17 protein-coding genes and 1 pseudogene are annotated in these 24,948 nt (G+C 61.9%); 8 read left to right on the forward strand and 10 right to left on the reverse strand.

Features of this window, described 5'->3' with window-relative positions:
* Both VJZ71_01555 and VJZ71_01560 read right to left on the reverse strand, forming a co-directional pair.
* Nucleotides 1-2,385: a hypothetical protein gene (locus tag VJZ71_01555; GenBank protein HKQ46736.1), complete on the reverse strand. Its 2,385-nt coding sequence runs from the start codon at nucleotides 2,383-2,385 to the stop codon at nucleotides 1-3.
* A 69-nt stretch (nucleotides 2,386-2,454) separates the two neighbouring features.
* Nucleotides 2,455-2,745 (reverse strand): MazG nucleotide pyrophosphohydrolase domain-containing protein, encoded by a 291-nt coding sequence (locus VJZ71_01560; protein HKQ46737.1) that lies wholly within the window; start codon nucleotides 2,743-2,745, stop codon nucleotides 2,455-2,457.
* 171 nt (nucleotides 2,746-2,916) lie between these two features.
* On the opposite strand from VJZ71_01560, the gene VJZ71_01565 reads away from it, so the two are divergent.
* From VJZ71_01565 to tnpA, 3 genes are all read left to right on the forward strand, one after another.
* Nucleotides 2,917-3,810: an HNH endonuclease gene (locus tag VJZ71_01565; GenBank protein HKQ46738.1), complete on the forward strand. Its 894-nt coding sequence runs from the start codon at nucleotides 2,917-2,919 to the stop codon at nucleotides 3,808-3,810.
* 101 nt (nucleotides 3,811-3,911) lie between these two features.
* Nucleotides 3,912-4,160, forward strand: a complete 249-nt coding sequence (locus VJZ71_01570; protein HKQ46739.1) for a hypothetical protein — start codon at nucleotides 3,912-3,914, stop codon at nucleotides 4,158-4,160.
* A 177-nt stretch (nucleotides 4,161-4,337) separates the two neighbouring features.
* A complete protein-coding gene (gene tnpA, locus VJZ71_01575) occupies nucleotides 4,338-4,790 on the forward strand; it encodes an IS200/IS605 family transposase (protein ID HKQ46740.1) in 453 nt (150 codons plus the stop codon).
* 197 nt (nucleotides 4,791-4,987) lie between these two features.
* On the opposite strand, the gene VJZ71_01580 is transcribed toward tnpA, so the two are convergent.
* Complete coding sequence (locus VJZ71_01580) at nucleotides 4,988-7,837, reverse strand: tetratricopeptide repeat protein (protein HKQ46741.1); 2,850 nt, start codon at nucleotides 7,835-7,837, stop codon at nucleotides 4,988-4,990.
* A gap of 64 nt (nucleotides 7,838-7,901) precedes the next feature.
* A complete protein-coding gene (locus VJZ71_01585) occupies nucleotides 7,902-8,363 on the reverse strand; it encodes a hypothetical protein (protein HKQ46742.1) in 462 nt (153 codons plus the stop codon).
* Between the two features lie 197 nt (nucleotides 8,364-8,560).
* Here VJZ71_01585 and metK point away from each other — a divergent pair, with 197 nt between their 5' ends.
* Both metK and VJZ71_01595 read left to right on the forward strand, forming a co-directional pair.
* Nucleotides 8,561-9,808, forward strand: coding sequence for a methionine adenosyltransferase (metK, locus tag VJZ71_01590; GenBank protein HKQ46743.1), 1,248 nt, complete (start codon nucleotides 8,561-8,563; stop codon nucleotides 9,806-9,808).
* A gap of 109 nt (nucleotides 9,809-9,917) precedes the next feature.
* Complete coding sequence (locus tag VJZ71_01595) at nucleotides 9,918-11,366, forward strand: phosphatase PAP2 family protein (GenBank protein ID HKQ46744.1); 1,449 nt, start codon at nucleotides 9,918-9,920, stop codon at nucleotides 11,364-11,366.
* A gap of 50 nt (nucleotides 11,367-11,416) precedes the next feature.
* Here the strand turns inward: VJZ71_01595 and amrB are convergent, their stop codons facing one another.
* Nucleotides 11,417-12,307 carry an AmmeMemoRadiSam system protein B gene (gene amrB / locus VJZ71_01600; protein ID HKQ46745.1) on the reverse strand — a complete coding sequence of 297 codons (891 nt, stop codon included), beginning with the start codon at nucleotides 12,305-12,307 and terminating at the stop codon, nucleotides 11,417-11,419.
* Nucleotides 12,308-12,475: 168 nt separating this feature from the next.
* Here amrB and VJZ71_01605 point away from each other — a divergent pair, with 168 nt between their 5' ends.
* Nucleotides 12,476-14,020, forward strand: a complete 1,545-nt coding sequence (locus VJZ71_01605) for a DUF4139 domain-containing protein (GenBank protein ID HKQ46746.1) — start codon at nucleotides 12,476-12,478, stop codon at nucleotides 14,018-14,020.
* A gap of 737 nt (nucleotides 14,021-14,757) precedes the next feature.
* Here VJZ71_01605 and VJZ71_01610 read toward each other — a convergent pair.
* From VJZ71_01610 to VJZ71_01630, 5 genes are all read right to left on the reverse strand, one after another.
* A complete protein-coding gene (locus VJZ71_01610) occupies nucleotides 14,758-15,132 on the reverse strand; it encodes a hypothetical protein (GenBank protein HKQ46747.1) in 375 nt (124 codons plus the stop codon).
* Nucleotides 15,133-15,275: 143 nt separating this feature from the next.
* Nucleotides 15,276-17,945 carry a COR domain-containing protein gene (locus VJZ71_01615; GenBank protein HKQ46748.1) on the reverse strand — a complete coding sequence of 890 codons (2,670 nt, stop codon included), beginning with the start codon at nucleotides 17,943-17,945 and terminating at the stop codon, nucleotides 15,276-15,278.
* A gap of 720 nt (nucleotides 17,946-18,665) precedes the next feature.
* Complete coding sequence (locus VJZ71_01620) at nucleotides 18,666-20,453, reverse strand: tetratricopeptide repeat protein (protein ID HKQ46749.1); 1,788 nt, start codon at nucleotides 20,451-20,453, stop codon at nucleotides 18,666-18,668.
* Nucleotides 20,428-22,689, reverse strand: coding sequence for a DPP IV N-terminal domain-containing protein (locus VJZ71_01625; protein HKQ46750.1), 2,262 nt, complete (start codon nucleotides 22,687-22,689; stop codon nucleotides 20,428-20,430). The genes VJZ71_01620 and VJZ71_01625 overlap by 26 nt, the downstream gene beginning before the upstream one ends.
* 85 nt (nucleotides 22,690-22,774) lie before the next feature.
* On the reverse strand, nucleotides 22,775-23,005 hold the full coding sequence (locus VJZ71_01630) for a hypothetical protein (protein ID HKQ46751.1): 231 nt from the start codon (nucleotides 23,003-23,005) through the stop codon (nucleotides 22,775-22,777).
* Nucleotides 23,006-23,471: 466 nt separating this feature from the next.
* Between VJZ71_01630 and VJZ71_01635 the strand changes: the two are divergent.
* Nucleotides 23,472-23,558, forward strand: a pseudogene (locus VJZ71_01635) (SEC-C metal-binding domain-containing protein).
* 83 nt (nucleotides 23,559-23,641) lie between these two features.
* Nucleotides 23,642-24,937, forward strand: coding sequence for a 3-deoxy-D-manno-octulosonic acid transferase (locus VJZ71_01640; protein ID HKQ46752.1), 1,296 nt, complete (start codon nucleotides 23,642-23,644; stop codon nucleotides 24,935-24,937).
* Nucleotides 24,938-24,948 lie beyond the last annotated feature (11 nt).

Consider the following 24,948-nt stretch of genomic DNA (forward strand, 5'->3'; position numbering starts at 1 on the left):
CTATTGCTCGCTCCGCACGGGAATCACGAATCGATAGATTGTATGCGATTTATTCGGCTTGAGCGGCCGCCCGCCGACTTCCAGCGTCGCCGCAGGAGGCTCGTTGGCATGGCCGATCAGGATCGCCGTTTCCTTGCCCAGTCGGTGCGTACACGACAGCGAGCGACCGTGCGAACGCCGAAAGCTCGGGCGATTCTTCTCCTCCTTCGGCATCAGATCGTACAACGACAGCAGGAACATCGCCGGATACTCCTGATCGCCGGTCAGTTTGAGCTGGCTGGTCTGAAAATCGGACATGGCCAGCGGGCGTAACTCCCGCGCGAAGTTCTCAATCTCCCTGTCCAGCATCGGTAGCTGCTTGATCCGCACCAAAGGCGCATCGGCCGGGGCCCGCGAGTCAGTTTCATAGTAAAGTCGCCGCCGCAGCTCCTGCTCATCCAGTTGCGATCCCGGCCCGTCCTTGGGGATGTCGCCCAGCTTGAAACAGCGCGTCAGCGGCGTCGGCCGCTCGCCGGCCACTTCTTCGCTCGTTTCCAGAAGGTAACAATCGTGCAAATCGACGCCGAGGTTGTTGCGAATAAAGCTCCCGTCGCCGAATTCGTAGCGAAAAGCCTCTTTCTCCGTCGTCTTTTTCAAAACCAGCTTCGCTTCCAGCACCCCGCCGAGCGGGCCATGCCACGAGCCCTGCAATTCCTTCAACGTCGCCCGGACCGGCACGCGCCGCAGCGCCGCCCCGGCCCGTTCGCTCTCATACGCCGCGGCGGCGGTGAACTTCGAATCCGCCATCGTCATGTCATACGCGGTCCCCGCGGGCATGGGTCGCAGCGGCCCCGCCTGCTCCGCCGCCATCTCCGGATCGCCCACCGGCAGGCGCAGATCGAGCCGTGTATGGTTGGGCGTCTTGATACCGAAGAGACACGACGCATAACCGTAATCCACCCCCGCCTGCGCATCGACGATCGTCGTCTGCCAGAGCTTTTTTTGCACGCCGCGCAGAAGACCGACCATCCCCGTCCCGACAATGCTTGCCGCGAGGCTGGCCGCCCCAAACGCGCTCCAGCAATGATGCTCCCACGAGCGCCGCTTCAAGTACCAGTAGCTTCCCGTCGTCGCCAGGAACGTGTAGGCGATCGCGAACAAGATCGCGAGAATCAAGAACCGCGTCCCCACCGATTCAAACGCGATCGACGTCCGCAGATACTGAAAGAGATCCGGCGCCGCCAGGAGCATCGGGTTCATCGCCTCCTCGCGCACCGCGGGCAGCGCCAGGAGCCGCCGGGCGACGATCTTTTCGCAGGCGATGTCCACGAACGGATCATCCTCTTTTCGCGGCGACGACGAAGCATCGCCCTGTCCCTCCGGCGCGGCGGCCTTCTTCGGCGGCGGGAGAAGCTGCCGCAGCGACGCCCCGACGAACACCACCACGCCGCGCCCCAGCAGCCGCCGATAGCAGATTTGCGTGTTCGGGCAGTCCGCCGGCATCGGCAGCGCGTCGGGCAGCGGGTTCATCTTGCAGCGCGTGATCGGATGCTTGGAGTACCACAGCGCCAGACGGCTCTCGTAGTCGTTGTTTTCGACGAGGTCCAGAAACTCCTGCGCCTCCTTTGTCTGGCTGACGCCGCGAAGCGTCACCGGCAGCGCCGCCGCCAGCGGCGACTGCGCCAGCGCCTGCCAGTTCTTTCCCGCCGTGATGAGCAGCCGGCCGCCCGCCTTGACCCAGCCGACCAGCGCCTCGATCTGCTGCTGCGAAAGCTCCGACGGGTCCGCGTCGTCCCAGACGATCGCGTCCACCGGCTCCAGTCCCTGCCACATCGACGGCAATTCGCGCGGCGACAGGCCGCGAACCTGCCGCGCGTTGATCCGATCGCGCTCCCCGGCCGCGTCCATGTCCAGCGCCGCCACGTGCGGCAACCGCCGCGGATTTGTCAGGTCGATGATGAGCAGATCGTCCTGCCGCGCCTCGCTGACCGGCGGGGCCGTCAGTTCCGTCACCGTCTCGCCGGCGTCGGTCACCAGATCGACGATGGCGCCCTGCGCATCGTGCAGGCTCACGCGGAGATTTCCCCCGACGGCCTCGTGGGGCACGAAATAGATCTGATACGGCCGCCACTCTTCGTTCGGCGCCAGCGCGACCGGCAGCACCGACGTCACCACGTCGCCGTCCCGGTCAAGTTGATTGAGTCGAAGCTGACCGTCGAACGGCGCCGCCCCGCGAAAGCGCAGCGACACCTCGACAAAGGACCAGTTGCCGCTGCGGACGATCGGGTCCGCCCCGGCGAAAAGCCCCGCGCGGTCAATCCGTGCGGAGACCTGCCCGAAGGCGGCGGGACTCCCGCTGCAAAGGATCAGCGCCGAAAGGACGCAGGTATGGCATCGAGGATTCACGGGTCGGTTGATGCTCCTCGAAGGATTGTACGGATCATCGCTGGCCCGGGTCGTCCCGGCCCGCCGGGATTACGGCTTTTCATCGCACCGGCAGACCATCTGCCCGCAGCCCGGACACCCCTCCGTGTATTTCCTCATCGCCGCCGCCAGGTCGATCCCCTCGACGTTGGCCAGCGTCACCAGCCACGCCACCACGTCGGCGAACTCGCCCTCTTTTTCCTCCTGCGTGCCCTCGCGAATGGCGGTCGCCAGCTCCCCGACCTCCTCCATCAGCCAGAGAAACGTCCCCGCCGACCCCCGCTTGCGGTCCTTGGCGGAGTACATCGTCTCGATCAGTTCTTGTAACCCTTTGAGGTCCATGCGGTGGCGGCCCTATGTGGCGATCCAGCTTGCCCCATCTACAAAACACTTGGCGGCCACCAATATAGCGGAAGCGTGATAAACGAGCCAACGCCCAGCCCCGGCTTGCCGTTTGGCAGATGCCGCGCCTATCGCCCGCTGGCCCACGATCCCAACCTCAAATAGTCGATTTTGGACTATCCCGCCTCTAATCCTACGCTCTCCCCAGATGTCTCAGTCGAGATTGGGCTCGACGGCAAGATTTCGGGAATCAATAATGGCAGCGTGCCGCGCTATCGCGAGATAATCTCGTATCCTGAAATGCTCAAGCGAGAAGGAATCTCGCTACAGCGTGGAATGAACTTTCGTGTGCGCAGCGGTGCAGCAGGGTATTCGATTTTATTGATGAGCGTTCGCAGAGGAGCGCCCTATCAAGATCAGTGGCATGATAGCGGGCCCCATGCAGGGATGCTGGAGTACGAAGGACACGATGCGCGCCGCTTTCGCGATTCCAACGTCAATCCAAAGTCAGTGGATCAGCCCATGAAACTTCCCAGCGGGCTACTCACCGAAAATGGCAGGTTTTTTCAAGCAGCGATAGATGCGAAGTCCGGTGCCGCCAACCCAGAGATTGTGCAGGTCTATGAAAAAATCGCCCCGGGAATCTGGTGCGACCGTGGTCGGTACCTTCTCGTCGACGCCGAAATCAAGAGCATTCCCGTTGAACGCCAAGAAACGCAAACGAGAAAGGTGTTTCGATTCTACCTTCGGCCGACGGCGACCCCCGATGCGAAGACTCGGGAGGATCAGCGCGAGCTGTCGATTTCGCGACAAATTCCAACCCACGTTAAGGTCGCTGTATGGAAGAGAGACCAGGGCCGATGTGTGACGTGCGGGGCGACCGACCATCTACATTTTGACCACGACGTGCCCTTCAGCAGAGGCGGATCGAGCATCACCGCGGAAAATGTCAAGCTACTTTGTGCCAGGCATAACCTTGAGAAATCCGACAAGATTATTTCATTAGGCCCATTGCTTGGGCCGCTCGTCGCCACGGCGGTTGCCTCGATGTTGCGCGGCGCTTGAAGTGTCGGGTCATCAGCCGCCTTGACGCAAAGAATTTCAGGTTAACAGATCACGGGTATTTCATACTACGAAGAAAGAAACGAAAACCAATTGGAGTCGCCATGTATCCACTGACGGCTGCCGAACACCTCGATCATCTCATCGATGAATACCGGACGCTGGCCGGCGAACTTAAGGATCGAGGTTACGCGCTCGCGCTGCAGCGAAAACTCGTCAAAGATGCGGAATGGACCGAACGCGGTTCGGAAGCAGTTGTTTTTCTTGCTCGGTATTACGGCAGCTTTGTCCTATCTAACGCGCTGGCGCTCGCCGAGGTGCTTGAAATCGAAGATGGTGAATGCGGTATCTGAGGCCGTTATCACCATATCGCGTAAGTCGTATCGGCGGATTTTCGCCCCGGCGGGGCGGCGGACTGTAGCCACGGGTGAAGGTCGCCATTGCGACCGAAACCCGTGGACAACGGATCCGTTAGAGTTAATCCGCCCCAATGGGGCGGAGGAATCTTTCGAAGCGTCGAAGGAGGCATCATGCCCGGCACCTACTCGCAAATCCTGTTACACACGGTCGTCTCTACGAAGCACCGCAAGCCTTGGATCTCGCCTGATTTGCAAGAACGCCTTTACGCATACATGGGCGGCATTATCCGAGCCGAAAAGGGAGTGTTGTATCAAATCGGCGGCATTGAGGACCACGTTCATCTTTACTTTCGCTGGCGGCCCGATGGCAGCGTATCCGACTTGATGCGCACGCTCAAAGCGCGATCATCAAAATGGGTGCATGACAGTTTTGCCAGCCTCGCCGGATTCAGTTGGCAGGAAGGATACTCGGTCTTCTCGGTCAGCAAGTCTCAAGAGCAGGCCGTCAAGACGTACATCTCCGGGCAAGTAGAGCATCACCGGCGCGAAGATTATCCATCCGAACTCTTCCGGCTCCTCCGCGCGCACGAAGTCGACTTTGACGAACGTTTCGTCCTCGACTGAGCAAGCTGCGTAACAAGAAGAGCCCTCCGCCCCTTCGGGGCGGGTCCATAGAAAATAACATTCGTTTCCACGGGTTGCGGTCCGCAACGACCTCCACCCGTGGCTACATCCCTGCCCCCAATTGGGGGCTGACGACCGCGTGATCCTCGTTACCCCCGCCCCCCCGGTCGCGATCCTCTACACGCCCCGAAGTCGGGCTACTCCCGCCCCTCGGAGACCGGCCCTTCCCCGCGCAGCGCCCGTATCTTCCCCGCCATCTCCTCGGCCTTCTTGGAGTCCCCCAGCCCCTCAAACGCCCGCCGCAGCCCCTCGAAACCCTCCACCTCGTCCGGCTTCAGCCCCGTCAGCACCTCGAACTCCCGCCGCGCCCCGGCGTAGTCCTTAAGGCCCATCAGCAATTCGCCCAGCCGCGCATGGGCGATCGCGTCATACGGATCCACCTCAATCGCCCGCCGATACCACCGCGCCGCCGCCTCGGACTGCCCCTCCTCCGCGTAAATCGCCGCGATCTGCCGGAAGACCGGCGCCTCGCCCTCCGACAGCCGCCCGAGCTGCTCCAGTTGCTTCAGCGCGTCGCCGCGCCGCTCCTGCACGAAATACAGACCGGCCAGATAGCGATAGCCGTCCGGATCGTCCGGGTAGCGCCGCTGATAATCGGTGAAGACTTCAATGGCCTTTTGGTAATCGCCCAGCGCCTGTTTCACGATCCCCATATACAGCGTCGCCGGCGGGTGCTTCGGATCCAGCTTGAGCAGCCGCCGAAGGTACGGCTCGGCCCGGTGCGCGCACTCCCGCCGGTCATCCTTATCCTTGGCGCCAAGAAGCTGGCGGATCGGCTGGGACGCAAGCACCTCCAGCGCCCGCATCTCGTCCTTGTTCAACTCCAGCGCCCGCGACGCCGTCTGGCGCGCCGCCTCGCCTTCGCCCTCCCGCAATTGCGCCATCGCCAGACGCGCGAGCAGCGCCGGATCGTCCGGATTCTCGTCCACCAGCGCCTGAACGTCCTTCGTTTCCTCCTGCGGTGTATGGTGCAGCTTCCACTCCGCCGCCTGCTTCTTCGCCCAGTTGCGAAAATCGCTGTTGAATTGCTCCGTGCTGATCCCCAGGACATCCTTGAACGCCGTCGGCTGATCCTTCCCCTCGCGAAACGCCGTGAGCAGCTTCGGCACGACGCCGTACCCGAACCGCTCGATCGCGAACTGCATCATCCATTCGCTCTGCGCGTAAGCCAGGCTCCGATCGCCCGGTCGCTTCGGACGCATGAACCCCCAGTCGATCGATTCCAGCGTAAACAGCCGGTCTTCCTGCACGGCATCATTCAACATCTGTTTCGCGCGCCACGACTGCGCCAGCGGCTCCTCGTGGACCGCCAGACCCTCCGTCATCCAGTGCGGGATGCGGTTCTCCGTCGCCGCGAGCGTGACCGTGTGTGTGAACTCGTGTCGCAGGACGGTCGCCCAGTTGAACGGCCCGAACGGCGGCCCCCCGCGCGGCGCCTGCATCGCGATCACCCGCCCGCAACAGGCCCCGACGGTCGCAATGAACGGTCGCCCAGTAATCCGCACCGAGAAGCCCAAGTGGTCGGGAAAGACTTCGATGATGGTCCGCTTCTCCGGCGTCATCCCGAAATTTTCGCAGATCTCGGGATGAAATGCCTCCAGCGTCTCCGCCAGATACGGTGCAAACGCGGCATCGTGCGCCGCGTCATATTTGATGATGAAATTCTTCGTCTCCAGCCGCGCGAAATGATCAAGATTGTCCAACAGGCCCAACACGTTGTGCGTGTGCGTGTCGAAACTGTCCAGGGCGAACGATTCCTCCAGCGCCTGCCGGGCCAGGTGCTCCTCGCCCGTCTCCATGTAAAGCTGACCCAGCGCCGTCCGCGGCTCGACCCAGTACGGCGCGAACTCAATGGCCTTCTTGAAGTGTTCCTCCGCCCCGGTGAACTGCCGCCCCGCCGAGAGCCACGTCCCGAGCGTGAAGTGCAGGATGGCCGATTTCGGGCAGATCTTTTCCACTCTCTCCACGGCCTGCCGCGAACCGGTCTTGTCCCCGGCGCGAAGCCGCGCCGCCGCCAGGAGCGAGAGCGCCTCGATCGAGTTCGGGTTCGTCTGGAGCGCCTCCTCCGCAACGGCCGCCGCCTCCTGGTAACGCCGCTCGGTCATCCGCGTCGCCCCGAGCAGCAGCCGCGCAGAGACGCTCGCCGGATTTGCCGCCAGCGCCGCCGCCGCATGCTTTTCCGCCGCGTCGAATTCCCAATCCTCCAGCGCCACCCACCCCAGGCCGACGCTCGCCTCCGCCGCCTTCGGATTCTGCGCGAGCACCCCCTCGAAATCCGTCCGCGCCTCCCGCAGGTTGTGCTTCGTGAGCAGCAATTCCCCCGCCGCCAGCCGCGCCGGCCAGTACGCCGCATCCACGAACTCGAACGCCTCCTGATACACCTCCGTCAAAACGTGCTGCGTCCGCTGAACCATGTCCTTGTGCTTCGTCAGTGTCGAGTAGCGCAAAAATCCCTGGCCGAGGTACGTCAGTTCCTCTGCGCTCGTTGGCAACTCCGGCCCCGTCATGATCTTCTCGAATGGCAGATAAGTAGAGATCGCTCCCACAAACTCGCCGTGCGTTTCGTACAGCTGGCCGAGCTGAAATCTCGCCCGCAAATGGCGATCATTCTGAATGAGCGATTGCCGATTGTGCCAGATTGCCTCGTTACGCTTCCCGACGGCCGCATACAGTGCCGCCAGCGCCGCGTGCCAATCCGCCGACGCCTCGCCTTTCTCCCGCACGCTCTGCAGCCTCTCTATCCCTTTCAGGTAATCCCCGACTTGAAAATCCACGTCGCTCCGGGCGATCGCCGCCGACAGCGCCAGGGCCGGTCTGGCGGCCAGCTCTTCGTAAATGCGCACTGCTTCCGCATAGTCCCCGGCCAACGCCCGCTCGCGGGCGGCGCGCAGCGTAACGGCAGGTTTCGTCGTCGGACCGCCCTCCACGGATACGACGATCGAACCCAATAGAGCAAGGAGAATCAACAGACGAGATGGCGCGCTCACGACCCAAGTATACGACCTCCTCTTAAAGACGGTCAAACAAAGGATCCCCGCAGGGGCGGCTCGATCACTCCCCGAACGCGGCGTGCGCCTCCCGACCGTATTCGTGGAGCAGGGCGTAGTGCAGGATCGCCGTGGCGCCGTTGATCCCCAGCGCCGCGAACGCCGCCACCAGATGTGCCGTCGGACCGACGACGATGCCGATGCCCGCGCCGAGTCCGACCGTCAGTAGTATCGATCCAATGCCCGCCAGGCTCAGCCGCAAAGCGCGGGACTTGTACGCCAACATTCGCTCGTGAAACTCCGCCGTAACGTCCCCGGCGAGCGCCGACTGGCGGACAACCTTCTCCTGCACAACGAAGTACATGAAGACCACCACCTGCACGAAGCACCCAAAGAAAGCCGCGAGCAGCCCCAGCAGAAAGTGTCGCGCAAACCCCTCCGCCCCCTCCACCGCCAGGCCCATGACCGCGGTTAGACTCATCAGGAGAAGATTGCAGGCCGTTAGTAATACAAAGCTGGCTTTCATGAATCGTCAGAACGCTAACGTCGATACCGAGCGCCGGACAGTTCCCTTCGAACAAGCTTGCCGTCGGGCCGATCCTCAACGGCGAGCAGACTCCCTCAAACCAGCGCTTGCCTCCGCAAGGAGGGGCCTTTATAGTACAGGGCTCGGCCGGAGCGAGTGGCGATTTACAGGGGCGGAGCCTTCAGCGAGGATCAGTCGTGAGCAATAACGGCAGCAACGGAGCGGTTCGCAAGGGACATCATTACTTCACCTCCGAGTCGGTCAGCATGGGCCACCCCGACAAGGTCGCCGACCAGATCTCGGACACCGTGCTCGATGCCCTCATTGCCAAGGACCCCAACGCCCGCGTCGCCTGCGAGACGCTCGTGACCACCGGTCTCGTCGTCGTCGCCGGCGAAGTCACCGTTCATAACGAAGCCGCCAAGCTCGCCCTCAACAACATAGAAGAAGACGTCCGCAAGACGATCGCCGACATCGGCTATACCGATCCCGCCTGCCAGTTCGATCACAAGAGCTGCGCCGTCATCCGCACCATCCACAGCCAGTCCGCCGACATCTCCCAGGGTGTCACTGCTTCCAAAAAGAAAAAGCAGGGGGCCGGCGATCAGGGCCTCATGTTCGGCTTCGCCTGCCGCGAGACCAAGGCCCTTATGCCCCTGCCGATCCACCTGTCGCACCGGCTCGTCGAGAAGCTTGCCGAAGTGCGGCGGAAGGGCGTCATCCCCTGGCTCCGTCCCGACAGCAAGAGCCAGGTCACCATCGAATACGAGGGCAGCAAACCGATCCGGCTCGATACCATCGTCATCTCCACCCAGCACGAAGAGCGCCCCGAACTGCTCGACCGCCACGGCAATGTCAACGAAAAGTTCAAGCGCACCATCATCGAAAAAGTCATCAAACCGGTTTGTCTGAAGGAATGCCCCCGGCTCTGGACCAACCGCATCAAGTTCCACATCAACCCCACCGGTCGCTTCGTCATCGGCGGCCCGCACGGCGACACCGGTCTGACCGGCCGCAAGATCATCGTCGATAGCTACGGCGGCCGCGGGGCGCATGGGGGCGGCGCCTTCTCCGGCAAGGACCCGTCCAAGGTCGATCGCTCGGCGACCTACATGGCCCGCCACATCGCCAAGAACGTCGTCGCGGCCGGTCTCGCGGACATCTGCGAAGTCCAGCTCGCCTACGCCATCGGCGTCCCGGAGCCGCTTAGCGTCCTCATCGACACCGAAGGCACCGCCAAGATCCCTGAAAGCAAGATCGAAAAGCTCGTCCGCGACCAGTTCGACCTCACCCCCGGCGGCATCGTCCAATATCTCAAGCTGAAGCGGCCCATTTACCGCGAAACCGCCGCCCACGGCCACTTCGGCCGCTCCGGCGCCGGCTTCACCTGGGAACGGACCAACGCCGCCTCCGCCCTCCGCAAGGCCGCCAGTCGCTGGCTCTAATCGTAAGGGTACATTATCTGCTCCCTTTAACCGCCGCCTCCTGAATCGTACAATGGGTGCTCCTGAACCGCGGTCACTTGCCAACGCGGCCAGCAATGTGGGGTGCCTCATGTCCTTGGTTCGCTCGCGGCCGGCCGCGTGGCTCGCCTTGATCGGATTGTCCTTTAGCGCCGCCAACGGTTGCGCGCCTTTTTTCTCCTGGCTCCCCGGTTTTCAAGACCCCGAACAGGCTGGCTGGATCGTCCGCTGGAATCGCCTCGCCATCGACGCCAGCGGTCTCGACCACACGCCCGTCGCAGCCGGTGAAAGCCGCACCTTCGGCCATCACCTCGGCCCCACGAAATCCAGCCGCGCCATGGCCATCGTCCACATCGCCATGTTTGAAGCCGTTAACGCCATCCGCGGCGGCTTTCAAAGTTATGTCGGGGCCACGCCGGCCCCGGATGCGTCGCTGAAGGCCGCCATCGCCCAGGCCGCGCACGACACGCTTACGGCCCTCTATCCCTCGCACAATCCGACCTTCGACAACGCCCTCGCCGAAGACCTTGCCACGATCCCGGATGATGCCTCCAAACAAGCCGGCATCGCCGTCGGTCAGCAAGCCGCCGCCCTCATACTCGCCATGCGCACGGGCGACCGCTCGGAGGTCGACGACCCCTATGTCTTCAGTGATCAACCCGGCAAGTGGCGCGTCGATCCGATCAACCCCACACAGCAACCCCTCGGCGACGAATGGGCCAAGGTAGCCCCCTTCGCTCTTACCCGCGCCGACCAATTTCGCAGCCCTCCACCCCCGGCCATCGACTCCCCCGAATACGCCGAAGCCTATAACGAGGCTAAGGAATTCGGCGGCGATGCCATCGTGACCGCCACCAGCCGGACCGCCGAGCAAACGCAGATCGGCCTCTACTGGGCCTACGACGGGACCCCCAGCCTCTGCGCCCCGCCCCGCCTCTACAACCAGATCGCCGTCCAGCTCGCTACCGAGCGCGGTCTCGGCGTCGTCGACCTGGCCCGCCTCCTGGCGCTCGCCAACGTCGCCATGGCCGACGCCGGCATCGGTGTCTGGGAATCCAAGTACTACTACAACTACTGGCGTCCGGTCACGGCCATTCGCGAAGCCGACCTCGGCTCCGGCCCCACCGGTCTCGGCGACAACAACCCCGAGACTTTCGGCGATCCCGCCTATGTCCCACTCTGCGCCCCGGCCAGCAATCTCACCGCAAAGAACTTTACCCCGCCCTTCCCGGCCTACCCGTCCGGTCACGCCGGCTTCGGCGGCGCGCTCTTTGAGACGCTGCGAGATTTCTTCGGCACGGACGACATCGCCTTCACCTTCGTCTCCGATGAATTCAATGGCGAAACGGTCGACAACGAGGGAAATGTCCGACCGCTCGTGCCGCGCTCGTTTAATTCGCTTTCGCAGGCCGAAGAGGAAAACGGCCAAAGCCGCATCTACCTGGGCATTCACTGGCGGTTCGACAAGACCGAAGGCATCGCCCTCGGCAACCGCGTCGCCGATTTCGTCTCCGCAAATCTCTTCCAGCCCGTGCCTTGAAAACAGTGGGGCGTGATTACAGTGGGGCGGGCGTCTCTGCCCGCCCAAGCTCACTCAATCAATATCCCCGCATACCCCACCGCATCGCGCGCCTCATCGCGATGGCCCTTCCGTGTGAGCACCTCATGGCTCGTCGTGTGCTCCAAAAGCGTCGCCCGCCGCGCGCCCATCGCCTTGCACGCCGCCAGCGTCGCCGCCACGGCCCCCGATCCGCATGCATTCAAATTTGATCCCGCCTCGCGCACGGCATCCTCTTCCCGCATCGCCAGGATCAAGTCGATCATCCGCCGATCATTGACCTCCTTCGCCCACCTCAATCCCTCCGGTCCGACCCCGTGCGGCACAAATCCATAATTCGGCCCGTAGTGCGTCAAATCTGTCGACGCCAGAAACACCGCATCGACGCCAAAGTTCTTGCACGCCCGCCCGACCGCCGCGCCCAGCGCCGCCGCCCGATCCGTCGCCGGCACCATGATCGGCACGATTAGCGAGTCCGGTAGCAGGTGCTGAAGGAACGGCACCTCCACCTCAATGCTGTGCTCGCGCTCGTGAGCATGCGCATCCGGTTCCAGCAGATTCGTCTGTCCGCACAGCCGCTCGACCAGCCGCCCGTCCACATGCGCCAGCCCCAGCGGCGTCTCCCACGCCCCCGACGGAAACACCGTCGCCCGCGGACCGTGCGTCACATGAATCGCCCCGAACACCACGACCACCGCCGGTCGGTGCCGCTTGGCGATCTCTTCAATGACATGCGCCGCCACCGCCCCGCTGCATATCCATCCCGCATGGGGCACGGCCCCGCCGAGGGGCTTTTCGATCCTCTCGATCGCGGTCACGGGTGTCTGCTCGGCCCTTCGCAGACACTCCCCCAGATCGGCCCGGCACCGATCCGGCTCTCGCGGGTAAAACATCCCGGCAACGGCTGGCTCGCGGATCATCATGTCGAAGACCTCGCCATGGTGGGCAGCGTGATTATAGGCGATGCCGGCTTTGCGAATCGTTGGGAACCGCCGCGACCCCCGTCGCGTCCAACCAGGTATGAGTGCCAAGCCATCGGCATTGGGGGTACTATCAGGTTTGATCAACGCATGATGACAGGAGTACGAACCATGAAAACGCGAATCTGGGCAACATTGACCGCGATTGTGTGCGCAAACTCGAACCCCGCCGTCCTCTTTGCTGCCGACGACGACGGTCCCGCCGTCACCGTCTATTCCTCCGCCGATCCCGCCGGTTTCGACCCGCAGCAATTCATCGCCCAGCAGAAAATGGGCGGCAACCCCAACTTCGCCTGGCAGGTCCCCGGCTTCGGCGTCGTCAAGGAACTCCGCAAGCTCAAGCTCAACCCCGGCAAGAACGACCTTCGCTTCACCGACGTCGCCCAGTTCATCGACCCCACGACCGTCAGCTTTGTCGACCTGACCCATCCCGAGGGCACCGCCGTTCTCGAACAGAACTTCGAGTTCGACCTCGTCAGCCCCGAAAAGATCATGGAAAAGTATCTCGACCGCGAGATCTCTGTCATCCTCACCCGCGGCGACAACGCCGAGACCGTCACCGGCAAGCTGCTCTCCGCCGTGCAGGGCCAACTCGTCCTTTCCACGCCCGAAGGCGTTCGCATCGTCGCCAGCCACGGTCAGCAGGTAAAACTCGGCGAACTCCCCGGCGGTCTCATCACCAAGCCGACCCTCGTCTGGAAGGTGCAGGCGGAAAAGGGCGGCGAGCACGAAATCCGCACGACCTACCAGACCAGCGGCATCACCTGGCGCAGCGACTACAACATGATCCTCAACGAATCCGACACCAAGGCCGACGTCGGCGCGTGGGTCACCATGATGAACCTCTCCGGCGCCGCCTACAAAAACGCCCGCCTTAAGCTCATCGCCGGCGACGTGCAGCGGATTCAGCCGCGTCCGGACGGATACCTCGCAAGGGCCAAGGGCCGCGCGATGGAAATGGCCATGGCCGCCGAAGCCCCCGGCTTCGAGGAAAAGGCCTTCTTCGAGTACCACCTCTACACCCTCCCGCGCCGCACCGACATCCTCGCCAACACCACCCAGCAGATCACCCTCTTCCCCACCGCCCGCGACGTCACGGTCGAGAAGGTGATGGTCTACTACGGTCTGCCCGAGGCGGCGCACTGGTTCTTCACCGGCTCCCCCGGCGTCGACCGCAACCTCGGCAACCAGTCCAACCCGAAGGTGGACGTCTACGTCCGCTTCAAGAACAACAAGGAAAGCCACATGGGCATGCCGCTGCCCAAGGGCAAGGTCCGCGTCTACAAGAAAGATGATGCCGACGGCACCCTCGAATTCGTCGGCGAAGACCTGATCGACCACACCCCCAAGGACGAAAAGGTCCTCATCAAGCTCGGTCAGGCCTTCGACGTCGTCGGCGAGCGCACCCAGACGAACTTCACGATGGACACCAACCGCAAGACCATGACGGACAGCTACAAGATCACCGTCCGCAACCACAAGAAGGACGCGCAGAAAGTCATCATCCGCGAAAACCTCTTCCGCTGGACGACCTGGGAGATCACGGAGAAGAGCCAGGACTTCGAAAAAATCGACGCTCGCACGATCCACTTCGAAGTGACGGTCCCGCCCGACGGCGAGAAGACCGTGACCTACACGGTTCGCTATACGTGGTGATTGCTCCCTCTCCCTCTAAGGGAGAGGGCCGGGGTGAGGGTCCGACTACCACGTGTCGCCGCCACCCTCGAATGTCGCTCGTGCGAGAATCCGTTCTCGCAGATCGTTCCGGCAGAAACTAGGCTTGGTGCTTGCGATGCAAGTTTTGAGCAAAAGTCTTGTTGGCACTTGCTCGCGATGGGCCGGCCTCTTGATCTGCGTCGGAATCTCGGCATTGTGGCTATTTAGCCTGTTCCAATGGCGTTATCAGGTGTTTTATACCAAGGCCAAAGGTGAGAAAATTATCTCGTGTTGGTCCTTGGGCAACGGATTGCTCGTCCTCTCCAGGATTCCGGACTTCAAAGCCTGCGGACATGAGTTCGATGTCCTTCCGAGATGTGCCGCAAGTATGGTCAATTATGGACTGATCAAGCCTCGATGCTTTGGTTGGTCAAGGACGGACCTCGGACCTCTGGGTCATCTGCTCGTCCCCCTCTGGCTTCCCCTCATGATCGCTTCTGTTCCAACCATTTTTCTTTGGGCCAAACGACCACGCAAACGCCCTGGCTTCTGCGGACGATGCGGATACAACCTCACGGGAAACGTCAGCGGCCGCTGTCCGGAGTGCGGAACGTTGCGACCCCAATAAACACCCTCGCTCGTGCAAGAATCCTCTCTCGCACGCACCCTCCGCCGAATTCCCATCCGGCGCTTCTCTTCGCATCCCGTTTGACCGTGAACCGAAGGAACGCCCCCCGTCATTGAAGCAAAATGATCACGACCGGAATCGCCGTCCCCGCCACAATCGCCCATACCACACCGCGCCGGTTCTTCTGCATCGACCACGCCATCACCAGCCCCAACGTCGTCGTCGCCAGCAGCCCGGCGCACATGACCGTGAAGACGATACGCAGCGGCGTGCGCGACGCGGCCTTCTCGCGATCCGGCGAAGGCAGACGCTGGTGCGTATGCACCGACCCGGCCGCCGCCAGCCACGCCGGCGGTCGATACGTCCCGCTCTTCTTGCCCTCGTGCAGCTCAAACGTCTGGAGCAATCCGCTGACGATGAAAAACACCAGCAGCGGCGCAAACGCACAGCCAAGATAAAGGTGCAACAGGCGGATCGATTTCATGGACGACTCCAAAGTACAGTTGGGGCGGTCTTCGACAGCGGTAACATGCGATCGTGGTCGACTTACAGTTTATCCCCTGACTCGATGCTCACATCGGTTTGCTTCTTCGCGGATCAATTTAGAAGCGTATTGGAGCCACGGGCTTACTTTTTCGGGAATTGTTCCTGCTTCGGCAAAAAGTTCCGGATTAGCGGTAACTTCTCGAGTACCGCGATCGCTATTCGCTCGAACGCAGTGCCCTTGATCTCGCCACTGATAACGGCGATGAAACTGAAAGCCAGTACGACCATCAATACCGCGACGGTGGCGACTAGTCCGAACGCCCATACGCTGCCGATGTATCGCCACGCGACCGTCAGCGCCGCAAGGAGTATCACAATAGCAACCACGGCCACGATGCTAAGCGTGACAAAACTCGGCTTGGCGGGAGAGGCAGGAGGTGCAATGGATTTTCTAGGCTTGTGCCTCGGCTCAGACATTTTGGTGCTCCCAAATAGCTCTCTTTGTTGACGCCGCTCCACTTGTTCCTCCGGCGTCTCAATTCCGTCCAGCAACTCCCGCACGGTGTACTTCCTGCTCGCTCCGTCGGGTTTCCACGAATACCCCGACCCTTCTTCCCGCTCCAGTTGGCACAGGTACTCGTACTTGATCGGCTCGGCCTTGGGGTCATCCGTCAGCGGAACCATTGCCCGCGCTACAAGGTTTTGGTGGATCTGGTCGAAACAGTTACGGACCGTTTTCAGTGCCAGCCGCCGGTTCCCAACGGCTTTTGAAGAAGTCGGCTGAACATGGATGAACACCTTACCGGCCTTCGTGTCGCCGCGTACCAACACACGGCACCCTTCGTCCTCCAACACAACGCCACTGCGCCAGCACGCCCCACCCCTCGCGTGCTTCGAATGGCTCAACACGATGAAGCGCGGAATCACTCCTGCGGGGAGTACGTCATAGTGGTATTCGAACGCCAGTGTTCCAGCCGCTCCCCACGGCAGATTCGGCTCGTCCTTCAGCAGTAGTTCGGGAATCAGCACTCCGGGCTCGCCGTTGATGGGGTGGTCAAAGCACAACTGAAACTTCTTCATCATGCCGATGATGAAGTCGCGTCCGGTCGTGTGGTACCCGTCGGCGTCACGCAGATATTTTTTGACGTCGCAGAGCCTGAGCACGCCGTGCGACTGAAACAATTCGTTCTCGTTTAGTAGCCGGTACACGCCGCGCGTGACCCACTGAGGATCCAGAATATGAGTATCGTTAAGGTGAAAGCGGTCGTCCTCATCGTTGTAGTTCAAGACGGTGCCTAGGTCGTGCAACAGCCGCAGCAGGAGCGATCTCTGCAATGGTTCTTTGATCCCGTGGCGGTCCGCTATCGCGCAGTAGTCCTCCTGGTCGACGTAATTCCTCTTTGCTGCGGCGTCAGCAAGTTCTTGCTTCACTTCTGCCCATCCCGGCGGCAGCTTGTTGAACACGTGCTCCATTTCCCACACGTGCTTCTGGATCAGTACTTGCAGTTCCTGGATCCCGCGTTGAGTTAGGCACGAAGTCTTAACGAACGACTTGATGTTCGGGTAGTCTAGTCGCAGGCGGGTCTCATTGAGGTTCAAGTCATTGGGAGGATCGCACTTGTTAGTCACGACGATGACAGGCGAGTCGTCGCCAAAGGCTCGGATGATCCCCAGCCAATAGTGAATGTTCCCTTCGTTTTCTCCTTTGCGTGCATCGAGGACGACGAGATAGATGCTGCGCTTAGTGAGGAAAAACTGGTGAGTGGCGTGCATGATCTCCTGCCCGCCGAAATCCCAAATGTTTAGCGTGATTTGCTCACTGTGGTGCGGGCTCGCCATAGACCACGGTTCGCGCCCAATCCCTTCGGTCTTCTCTTCCGTTTCGCTGAATTGATCGCGTATGAGGCGGTTGACAAGCGAAGTCTTGCCGACTCCCCCCTGGCCAACGAGGAGGAGTTTGCACTCGTTGAGACGCCGGGCGGTATCCGCTCGGTCGTTATCTGCTTGGTCTACTTGCTGGAGCCTGGAGTAATACGCAAGGATTTCTGCTGGCTTAGCGGGGCTTTTCCCGTGGCGATTGTATGGAATGCACTCGTCCCATGTAGGGCCGAGCACTTCGGGCGGAAGCCCGAGTGCGCGATTGCCATGCAGAAAAAGCGCCGTAAGTGCCTTCGACTCTCCTAGTTCCTTCGGCACCTGGGCGAGTTGGTTGTTTTGGAGCCACAGCTCTTTGAGTGCCCTCAGCTTACCCAGTTCCTTCGGGACCTCGGTGAGTTGGTTGCCGAATAGGAACAGTCGCGAGAGTGCCTTCAACTCTCCCAATTCCTTTGGCACTTCTGTGAGCTTGTTTGTATTGAGAAACAGTTCCGTGAGCGCCTTCAACTCCCCCAGTTCCTTGGGCACCGCGGTAAGTTCGTTGTTTTGGAGGAACAGTTGCGTGAGTGACTTCAGCCCTCCCAGTTCCTTGGGCACGGCGATGAGTTGGTTGTTTTGGAGGCGCAGTTCCGTGAGCGCCTTCAACTCTCCCAGTTCCTTCGGCACCGCGGCGAGTTCGTTGTTTTGGAGGAACAGTTCCTTGAGTGCTTTCAACTCCCCCAGTTCCTTCGGCACCGAGGTGAGTTGGTTGTTGTGGAGGCGCAGCTCCGTGAGTGATTTCAACTGCCCCAGCTCCTTCGGCACCGTGGTGAGTTGGTTGTTGTGGAGGCGCAGCTCCTTGAGTTCTTTCAACTCCCCCAGTTCTTTCGGCACCTCGGCGAGTTGGTTGCCCTGGAGCCACAGCCGCTCGAGCGCCTCTAGCTCCACCAGTTCCATCGGCACCATCGTGAGTCCAAGTTTTTGCAATTCTAGGTCCGTCGTTCGCGTTGTCCGAGCCTCCTCGATCCGCCGCAACGCCTCCGCGTGCCCCTGCTCCGGAGTTAGTATTGTGATTGTTTTCCGGCCCTTTGACATTTCAGCATAATACCGAGGGCGCAAATCCGCGAATAGGTCCAAGCTCACACAGGGCATTTTTTTCATGCCTCCGTGGGCGAACGTTCCTTTTTTCAATTGTCCGACCACATATCCGCATTCGCCACCGATCCTAGAGGGAGCGCCGAGCAAGGGTGTGGGTTAGAGGCGGGGCGAAATCCGCCGCGTTCCTGATGCGAACGGCTTACGACCAAATGCGAACGGCTTTGGCCCCCGGACATTCCCCGCGCAAACGCCGTCGCATCGCAAACGATGGTTGGCAAGGAGCTTGTTCTGGGAATTTCAGTCTTTTTCAGGTTGTGCGGCCCTGTTCAGCCGAAACGACAAGCTGCCGGTGATAAGATGGGTAACTTCAACAGAAGAAACGTGTCATGACCGGCATCGGCTTACATCTGCCGCGAACGGTGTCATCGGTGGATCGATCTTCAGACTTCCTGCTCCGAAGTTTTCCGTTTTCTTCCGTTATTCTCCGGGAAAAAATCTGCGTCAGGAGTTTCCCCGCTTGCCCGGTCGAGTCGCCGTGGCGACCTGGGGGGTGCCATCTGTGGAAAACGAATCTGCTATTCAACGCGCCACTTCCAATCGTCCCAGCAGCGCCCGCGCCTCCGCGTGCCCGGGCTGGGCTTCAAGGAACCGCCTGACATGATCGGCCGCCTTCGCCCGCTCCCCGCGCCGCTCGTACAAAACCGCCAGGTGATAATGCGCCCACGACAGATCGGCCTCGATCGCCAGCGACCGCTCAAAATAGCCGATCGCCTCCTCGATTCGGCCCGCCTCCTCGGCCAGCGCCCCGAGATCGTACGCCGCCTGCGCCGAATTCGGCTTCAAATCCAAAGCACGGCGAAAGCTCGCCGCCGCCTCTTCCTTCCGATTCATCGCGCGCTGGACCGTGCCGAGGCTGTAATGCGCGAACCAGAAATCCGGCCGCTGCGCGATCGCCGCGTGATAGCGCGAAAGGGCCTCGTCCGTCCGCCCAAGCCGGAAGAGCACGGCTCCCAGATTGGTCAGGATCACCGGCTGATTCGGCGACAGCGCGTCGGCCTTCTCGAAGTGTTCGAGCGCCTCGGCATACCGCCCCTGTCGTTCCCATACGACGCCCAGATTGACGTGTGCGCCCCAGGCCCGCGGGTTCTTGCGGATGGTATCCGCCCAGAGCGTCGGCTCGTCGAAGAAGACCAGCGCGTGTTGAAACGTCAGCGCCGCCAGGATGACCAGCACGCCGCCGCCCGCCAGTTTCGCAAATCGCGCCGAGCCAAAGTGCAGCCCGGACGCAGCGCTGGCGGCCAGTACGATCGGCCCGATGCTCGCCAGGTACTGAAAATGGTCGGCCACAAACGAAAAACGCATGGGATAGACGTCGATGAACCCCAGCGCGGGCAGGAGCGTGACGACAAAAAAGGCCAGCGCGAGCAGCGGCCCCTTTCCGATGCGATGACGCAGGACCCACGCCGCTCCGCCGAGGGCAACCACTCCGGCCGGCGCGATGAAATGCCAATTCGGCGCGCCGGGAATCAGCCAGCGCGGATACATGAACATCAACTCGGCCGGCCAGGCCAGCTTGCCGAGGTAGAACCACACCGCCCGCCCGGCCACCAGAAAACGATCGGCCAGCGAAAGGTCCCAATCGATGTACTTGGTCCCGACGTGGTGCCGTTCCATCCAGATCGTGACGAGCCCCGCGGCCGCGCCCAGCGCAAACAACGGCAGCGTCGCAGCGAGGTCGCGCCTCCCGATTCGACCGCGCTTCCACCAGATCAGCAGGATCAAGACCACCGGCAACGTCGCGGTCACGGACTTGCTCAAAAGGGCCCCGCAAAAAAGAACAATGGCCAGCGCATACCAGCGGGCGCGCCCCGTCCCGCCGCCGGCGTCCGTCAGCGCAAAGCGAAGATAACAGCCGAGCGCCGCCAGGTAGAAAACGCCCGAAAGGACATTCTTCCGCTCCGTAATCCACGCAACGGATTCGACATGCACGGGGTGCAGCGCAAAGATCGCGGCCGCCCACCCGGCAAGCGGCACCTTGAGCCGGAGGAGAATCCGCCACAGCAGCCACGCGGCAAATCCGTGAAGGACGACATTGACGACGTGATAGCCCGTGGCGTTGAGGCCCCAGAAACGATACTCCAGCCAAAAGCTGGTAAAGACCAGGGGGTAGTATTGAGCCGAGGAGGCGGGCTCCGTCCAGATTCGCTTCAGACCGTGAAGGCTGCGCAGATTCTCATTCGCCGTAAGGTAGTCGTCGTCGTCCCAGACATATCCGGCCCATGTCGTCGGTAGATAGGCGGCGAACAGCAGGACGCCGACGAAGAGCAGGGCCCGGCCGGAATTAGTTCGTATCGGAGAGCTGGGCAAGCTTGGGGGGCGATTGTTCGACAAGGTATTTCCTAAAGTGCCGCACGATCCGCTCGTAGAGCCGCATCGTGACTTCCGGCTCCGGCACCATGTGCGTGAAACCCGGCAGCACGAGCAGTTCATACGGCCGCCCCGCACGAAACAGCGCCTCCGCCATCTTCAGCGTATGCATGAAATACACGTTGTCGTCCGTCGTTCCGTGAATGAGCAGCAGCGGCCGCTGCAATTGATCGGCGTAGGTCAGCGCGTTGCACGTGCGATAGCCGTCCGCGTTCTCACTCGGAAGGCCCATATAGCGTTCCGTGTAATGCGTGTCGTAGTCCGCCCAGTCGATGACCGGCGCCCCGGCCGCGGCGGCGTGAAAAACATCGGGCCGGCGCAGCACCGCCATCGTCGAGAAATACCCGCCGAAGGACCATCCATAAATCCCCACGCGCGACAGATCCATCTCGCTGTAAGTCTTCCCCAGAGCTGCCAGCGCCGCCGCCTGGTCCTCGACCGGCGCGTCAATCAGATTCCACGCCGTCGCCCGCTCCCACGCCCGCCCTCGTCGCGGCGTCCCGCGCCCATCGATGGCCACCACGATGAACCCCTGGTCCGCGATCCACTGCTGGCGCAAATACGCCCGGCTCCCGGCTGTCACGACGTTTGCATGGGGCCCGCCATAAACATAGACGATCACCGGATATTTGCGCGAACGATCGAATCTCTGCGGTCGAACGATCGCCGCGTAATACCGTCGGCCGTTCGCGCCGGCCGTGGTCCATTCCACCCGCGGCGCGAACGGAGGCGTCTCGGCGACCGAAGGCAGTTCTCCGCGAACCAGAGAATCCCGCCCGCGCACCAGTTGCCGCACGTTCCCATCCGGCGTCGAAACGCTGTTCACCCAAATGCTCCCGTCCCTGGCGAAATTGCCGGTATGGCTGCCCGGCTCCTGGGTCAATGCCGCCACCTCGCCGGTATCGACGGACATTCGGTAGAGGTGCGATTGCGTTGGATTCCCGCTGGCTTGCACGATGAACTCGCGCCGTGCCGTATCGACCGCGGCCACGCCCTGAAGCGGAGCATCGGCCACTTTGAAATTCCGCAGACGCTCCCCGGCTCGATTGCGCAACTCCACTTCCCAATCGCCGGAGCGCTCCGTCGTCCAGAGAAACTCCTGCCCCTTTGCCAGCCAGCGGGGCATGTCGGAATCGATGTTCAGCCACGCCGCATCCGTTTCGCGGACCAACTCGCTCAGCGTGCCCGTCAGGTGATCGACCAGATACAGAACGCCCTCGCGCTGATCCCGCGTCTGCACGTAGATCGTCAGCGGCGCATCCTTGCCCCACCGCACCGTGGCCATGTACGGATAGCGCTCGCGGTCCCAGTCGATCCACCGCGTTTCCCCGCCGGTCACGGAGATGATCCCCAACCTTACCTTGGCGTTCGTTCGACCTGCCCGCGGATACCGCCAGGACTGTGGCGCGGCATCCGGATTGCGGGCGTCGGCAATGTGCAGCGTCTCCACCTCGCGCTGATCGGACTCTTCATACGCCAGCCATTGCGAATCCCCGCTCCACCAATAGCCCGAATGCCGATCCATCTCTTCCTGGGCCACAAACTCGGCCAGGCCGTGCGACAGGTCCTGCGTCCCGCCCGTCGTCAGGGCTCGCTCTTGTTGGGTAGTCAGGTCGATGACGTAAAGGTCATAGCCCCGGATACAGGCGACAAAACGACCATCGGGCGAGAACCGGGCGTCCATCGCCGGCCCCGCCGGATTCTCCGGCAGCGCGGTCCACTGCCCGTCCGCGCGACTGCCCACATAAAGCCGCCCGCTCAGGCCCGTCAGGATCCGCTCGCCATCCTCCGACAGTTGATACCACGTCAGCCCCTTGCCGATGACGCGCTGCCGCTCGCGCCGCGCCTTTTCCTCGACGCTCAGCTTCTCCTGCGAACCCTGAAGCAGATCCTCGGCCCGAAGCAGCCCCCGCACCTCGCCGTTTGCCGTATTGAACTCGTACAGGTTCCGCGTGATATCGCGAGGACCGCTCCTCAGGAAGAGGACGGCGTCCCCCTTTGGAGTCACCTCGATCGCGGTCGGCTGGCCCGCCGAAAACCCCCACGTCTCGGCATAATCTTGAAGAAACGATGGATCAATGGGGGGCAGCGTTCGAACCGGGGACTGGCAACCCAGGCTGACCAGACAGGCCGAAACCATCCATAGGGACCATGCCCCGTTCGAATGACGCAACAACGGTTCGCTCCTTCGGCCCCGAAGCCACGATAGGGAATCCGTGAACGGGTGGCAAGCCGGTCTGACGGGGGGCGCCGACGCGGGTTCAACGACCCAGGGGCGTGAGGTGCACGGTGTCGGCGAAGAGGTCCAAGTCCGCTGTTTTCGCATTAGCGGCATTGCCGAGGTCGCCCAGCACTCCAGTCGCGCTGGTCACGGACAGCCCGGTCCCGACGGAGTCCGCCACGTTGCTAACGCAGGAGAGAGACCCAAACACCCATCCCGCCGCCAAGGCGGCGGTCAGCCGTTTGATCGATCGAAGATGACGGCGAGTCATATCGATGCGACTCCAGAATAGAGGGTACAGAATTCTTCCACTCGTATGCCCGAATCCCTTCGGACCCTTTGACTGCGCCAGCCAAGGTCATACTTGAGACCCCGGTAGCTGTCAATCATAATCTCTAACGTCATTATTTACAGTATGTTACATCATATCAATGTCTCTTGTGGACGGTCCATGATCCGCCATTCCAAGATCTGCTATCGAAGTTATCGGTCGAATTCAGTGCGGCCAAATCAGATGATTGCATGGCCCCACGGACGGCGGCTAGACTGGGAAGAGGACGACAACATAGTTTGCATCGCCAAGGTGATCAATGAGTGGCAAAGACGATTCGCCGGGAAAAGGACCAGACCGGTTCGATCGACACTACGACCGCCAACGGGAGGCCAAAAAGCGCTATGAAGCCGGCCTACCCGGAGAGGATGATCCCCCGCTGCCCCCACCCGTGGAACCTATTAAGAAATCCAAGGCCGAGCCGGGTCGAAACGAACCCTGCCCCTGCGGCAGTGGCAAAAAGTACAAGCAGTGCTGTCTAAAAAAAACCTAGTTCGCAAGGCAGGTGACTCTCCTGCCCCTGTTTCATGGTTCAGGCGTTTTGACTTTTTGACTTATTGACGTTTCATTCCGCCGATGCCCGTCCGTTGGCTGGACCTCCTCTATCTCCCGCTCGCCGTCGCCTACCTTCCCTTCCTGCTGTACCAGATGATCGTTCTGAAGAAGAACCGGTTCGGCTGGGGGGAGCGCTTCGGTGCGGTCGCGACTCGCCCGGGCGATCGGCCCTGTGTCTGGATACACGCCGTTTCCTTGGGTGAAGTAAACGCGACTCGCTCCCTCGTCGACGAAATCGCCACGCGGATGCCGGGCCACGACATCGTCATCTCCGCCACGACGGATACCGGATATGCCGCCGCAAAACGGCAATATCCTGATCGCCTCGTCTTTCGCTATCCACTGGACCTGACGCCCGTCGTACGCCGCGTGTTCCGTCGAATCCGTCCCTCCGCCATCCTCCTCATGGAACTGGAAGTCTGGCCGAACTTCCTCGCCATCGCCCGCCAACGGGGAATCGCCGTCTGTATCGCCAACGGGCGCGTCACCGAGGAAAAGTCCATGCGCCGCTTCCGGCGCCCGGTGCTACGATCGCTCGCACGGCGCATGTTTTCTCAGCTCTCTTTTGTCGCGTCCCAGGATGAGACCTACGCCGCCCGGTTCGTGGAATTGGGCGTGCCGCCCGAACGGGTCCATGTGACCGGCTCATTGAAATACGACACCGCCGTCATTGCCGATGACATCCCCGGCGCCGATTCCCTGGCGGCGGCGATGGGAATCGACCGCGCCCAGCCGCTCATCGTCGCCGGCTCGACGGGACCGGGCGAAGAAGAAATCCTTCTCGATACGTTTCGTTCGCTGCGCGCAATGCGGCCGGACGTCCAACTCGCGATCATCCCCCGCAAGCCCGAGCGTTTCGACGAAGTCGCGCGACTGGTCGAATCCAATGGCTTCCCTTGCATCCGCCGAAGTCAGCGACCGGACGCGGGTGTTGCTTCCAATCCGCAATCCCCCGCGGTCTTCCTTGGCGATACCATGGGCGAACTCCGCAAGTTTTACAGTCTCGCCAGCGTCGTCTTCGTCGGGCGCACGCTCGTTCCGCTCGGCGGCAGCGACCTGATGGAGGTCGCCGCGCTGGAGAGGCCGATGTGCTTCGGTCCGCACGTCGAGAACTTCGCCGACGTCGCGGAAAAACTGCTCGCCGCCGGCGGGGCGGTCCGTATTCCATCCGCGGCCGAGCTTCCATCCGCTCTGCACGAACTGTTGGCGGATCGCCCGCGGGCGGTCGAAGTCGGCCGACAAGCGCGCGCGATCGTGCAGCAAAACCTCGGGGCGACGGGCAGAACAGTCGATCTGCTGCTCGGACTCGGCAGGTAATAATTCGACTT

It is taken from the genome of Phycisphaerae bacterium, assembly GCA_035275405.1.
Classification (GTDB): Bacteria; Planctomycetota; Phycisphaerae; order UBA1845; family UTPLA1; genus DATEMU01.

Excerpts from the sequence above, each read along its gene's own strand:
- VJZ71_01585 (HKQ46742.1), bottom strand. The coding sequence starts at position 8,363 with ATGAAAGCCAGCTTTGTATTACTAACGGCCTGCAATCTTCTCCTGATG.
- VJZ71_01560 (HKQ46737.1), bottom strand. The coding sequence starts at position 2,745 with ATGGACCTCAAAGGGTTACAAGAACTGATCGAGACGATGTACTCCGCC.
- VJZ71_01595 (HKQ46744.1), top strand. The coding sequence starts at position 9,918 with ATGTCCTTGGTTCGCTCGCGGCCGGCCGCGTGGCTCGCCTTGATCGGA.
- VJZ71_01570 (HKQ46739.1), top strand. The coding sequence starts at position 3,912 with ATGTATCCACTGACGGCTGCCGAACACCTCGATCATCTCATCGATGAA.
- VJZ71_01630 (HKQ46751.1), bottom strand. The coding sequence starts at position 23,005 with ATGACTCGCCGTCATCTTCGATCGATCAAACGGCTGACCGCCGCCTTG.
- VJZ71_01615 (HKQ46748.1), bottom strand. The coding sequence starts at position 17,945 with ATGGAACTGGTGGAGCTAGAGGCGCTCGAGCGGCTGTGGCTCCAGGGC.
- VJZ71_01610 (HKQ46747.1), bottom strand. The coding sequence starts at position 15,132 with ATGAAATCGATCCGCCTGTTGCACCTTTATCTTGGCTGTGCGTTTGCG.
- tnpA (HKQ46740.1), top strand. The coding sequence starts at position 4,338 with ATGCCCGGCACCTACTCGCAAATCCTGTTACACACGGTCGTCTCTACG.
- VJZ71_01605 (HKQ46746.1), top strand. The coding sequence starts at position 12,476 with ATGAAAACGCGAATCTGGGCAACATTGACCGCGATTGTGTGCGCAAAC.
- amrB (HKQ46745.1), bottom strand. The coding sequence starts at position 12,307 with ATGATGATCCGCGAGCCAGCCGTTGCCGGGATGTTTTACCCGCGAGAG.
- VJZ71_01640 (HKQ46752.1), top strand. The coding sequence starts at position 23,642 with ATGCCCGTCCGTTGGCTGGACCTCCTCTATCTCCCGCTCGCCGTCGCC.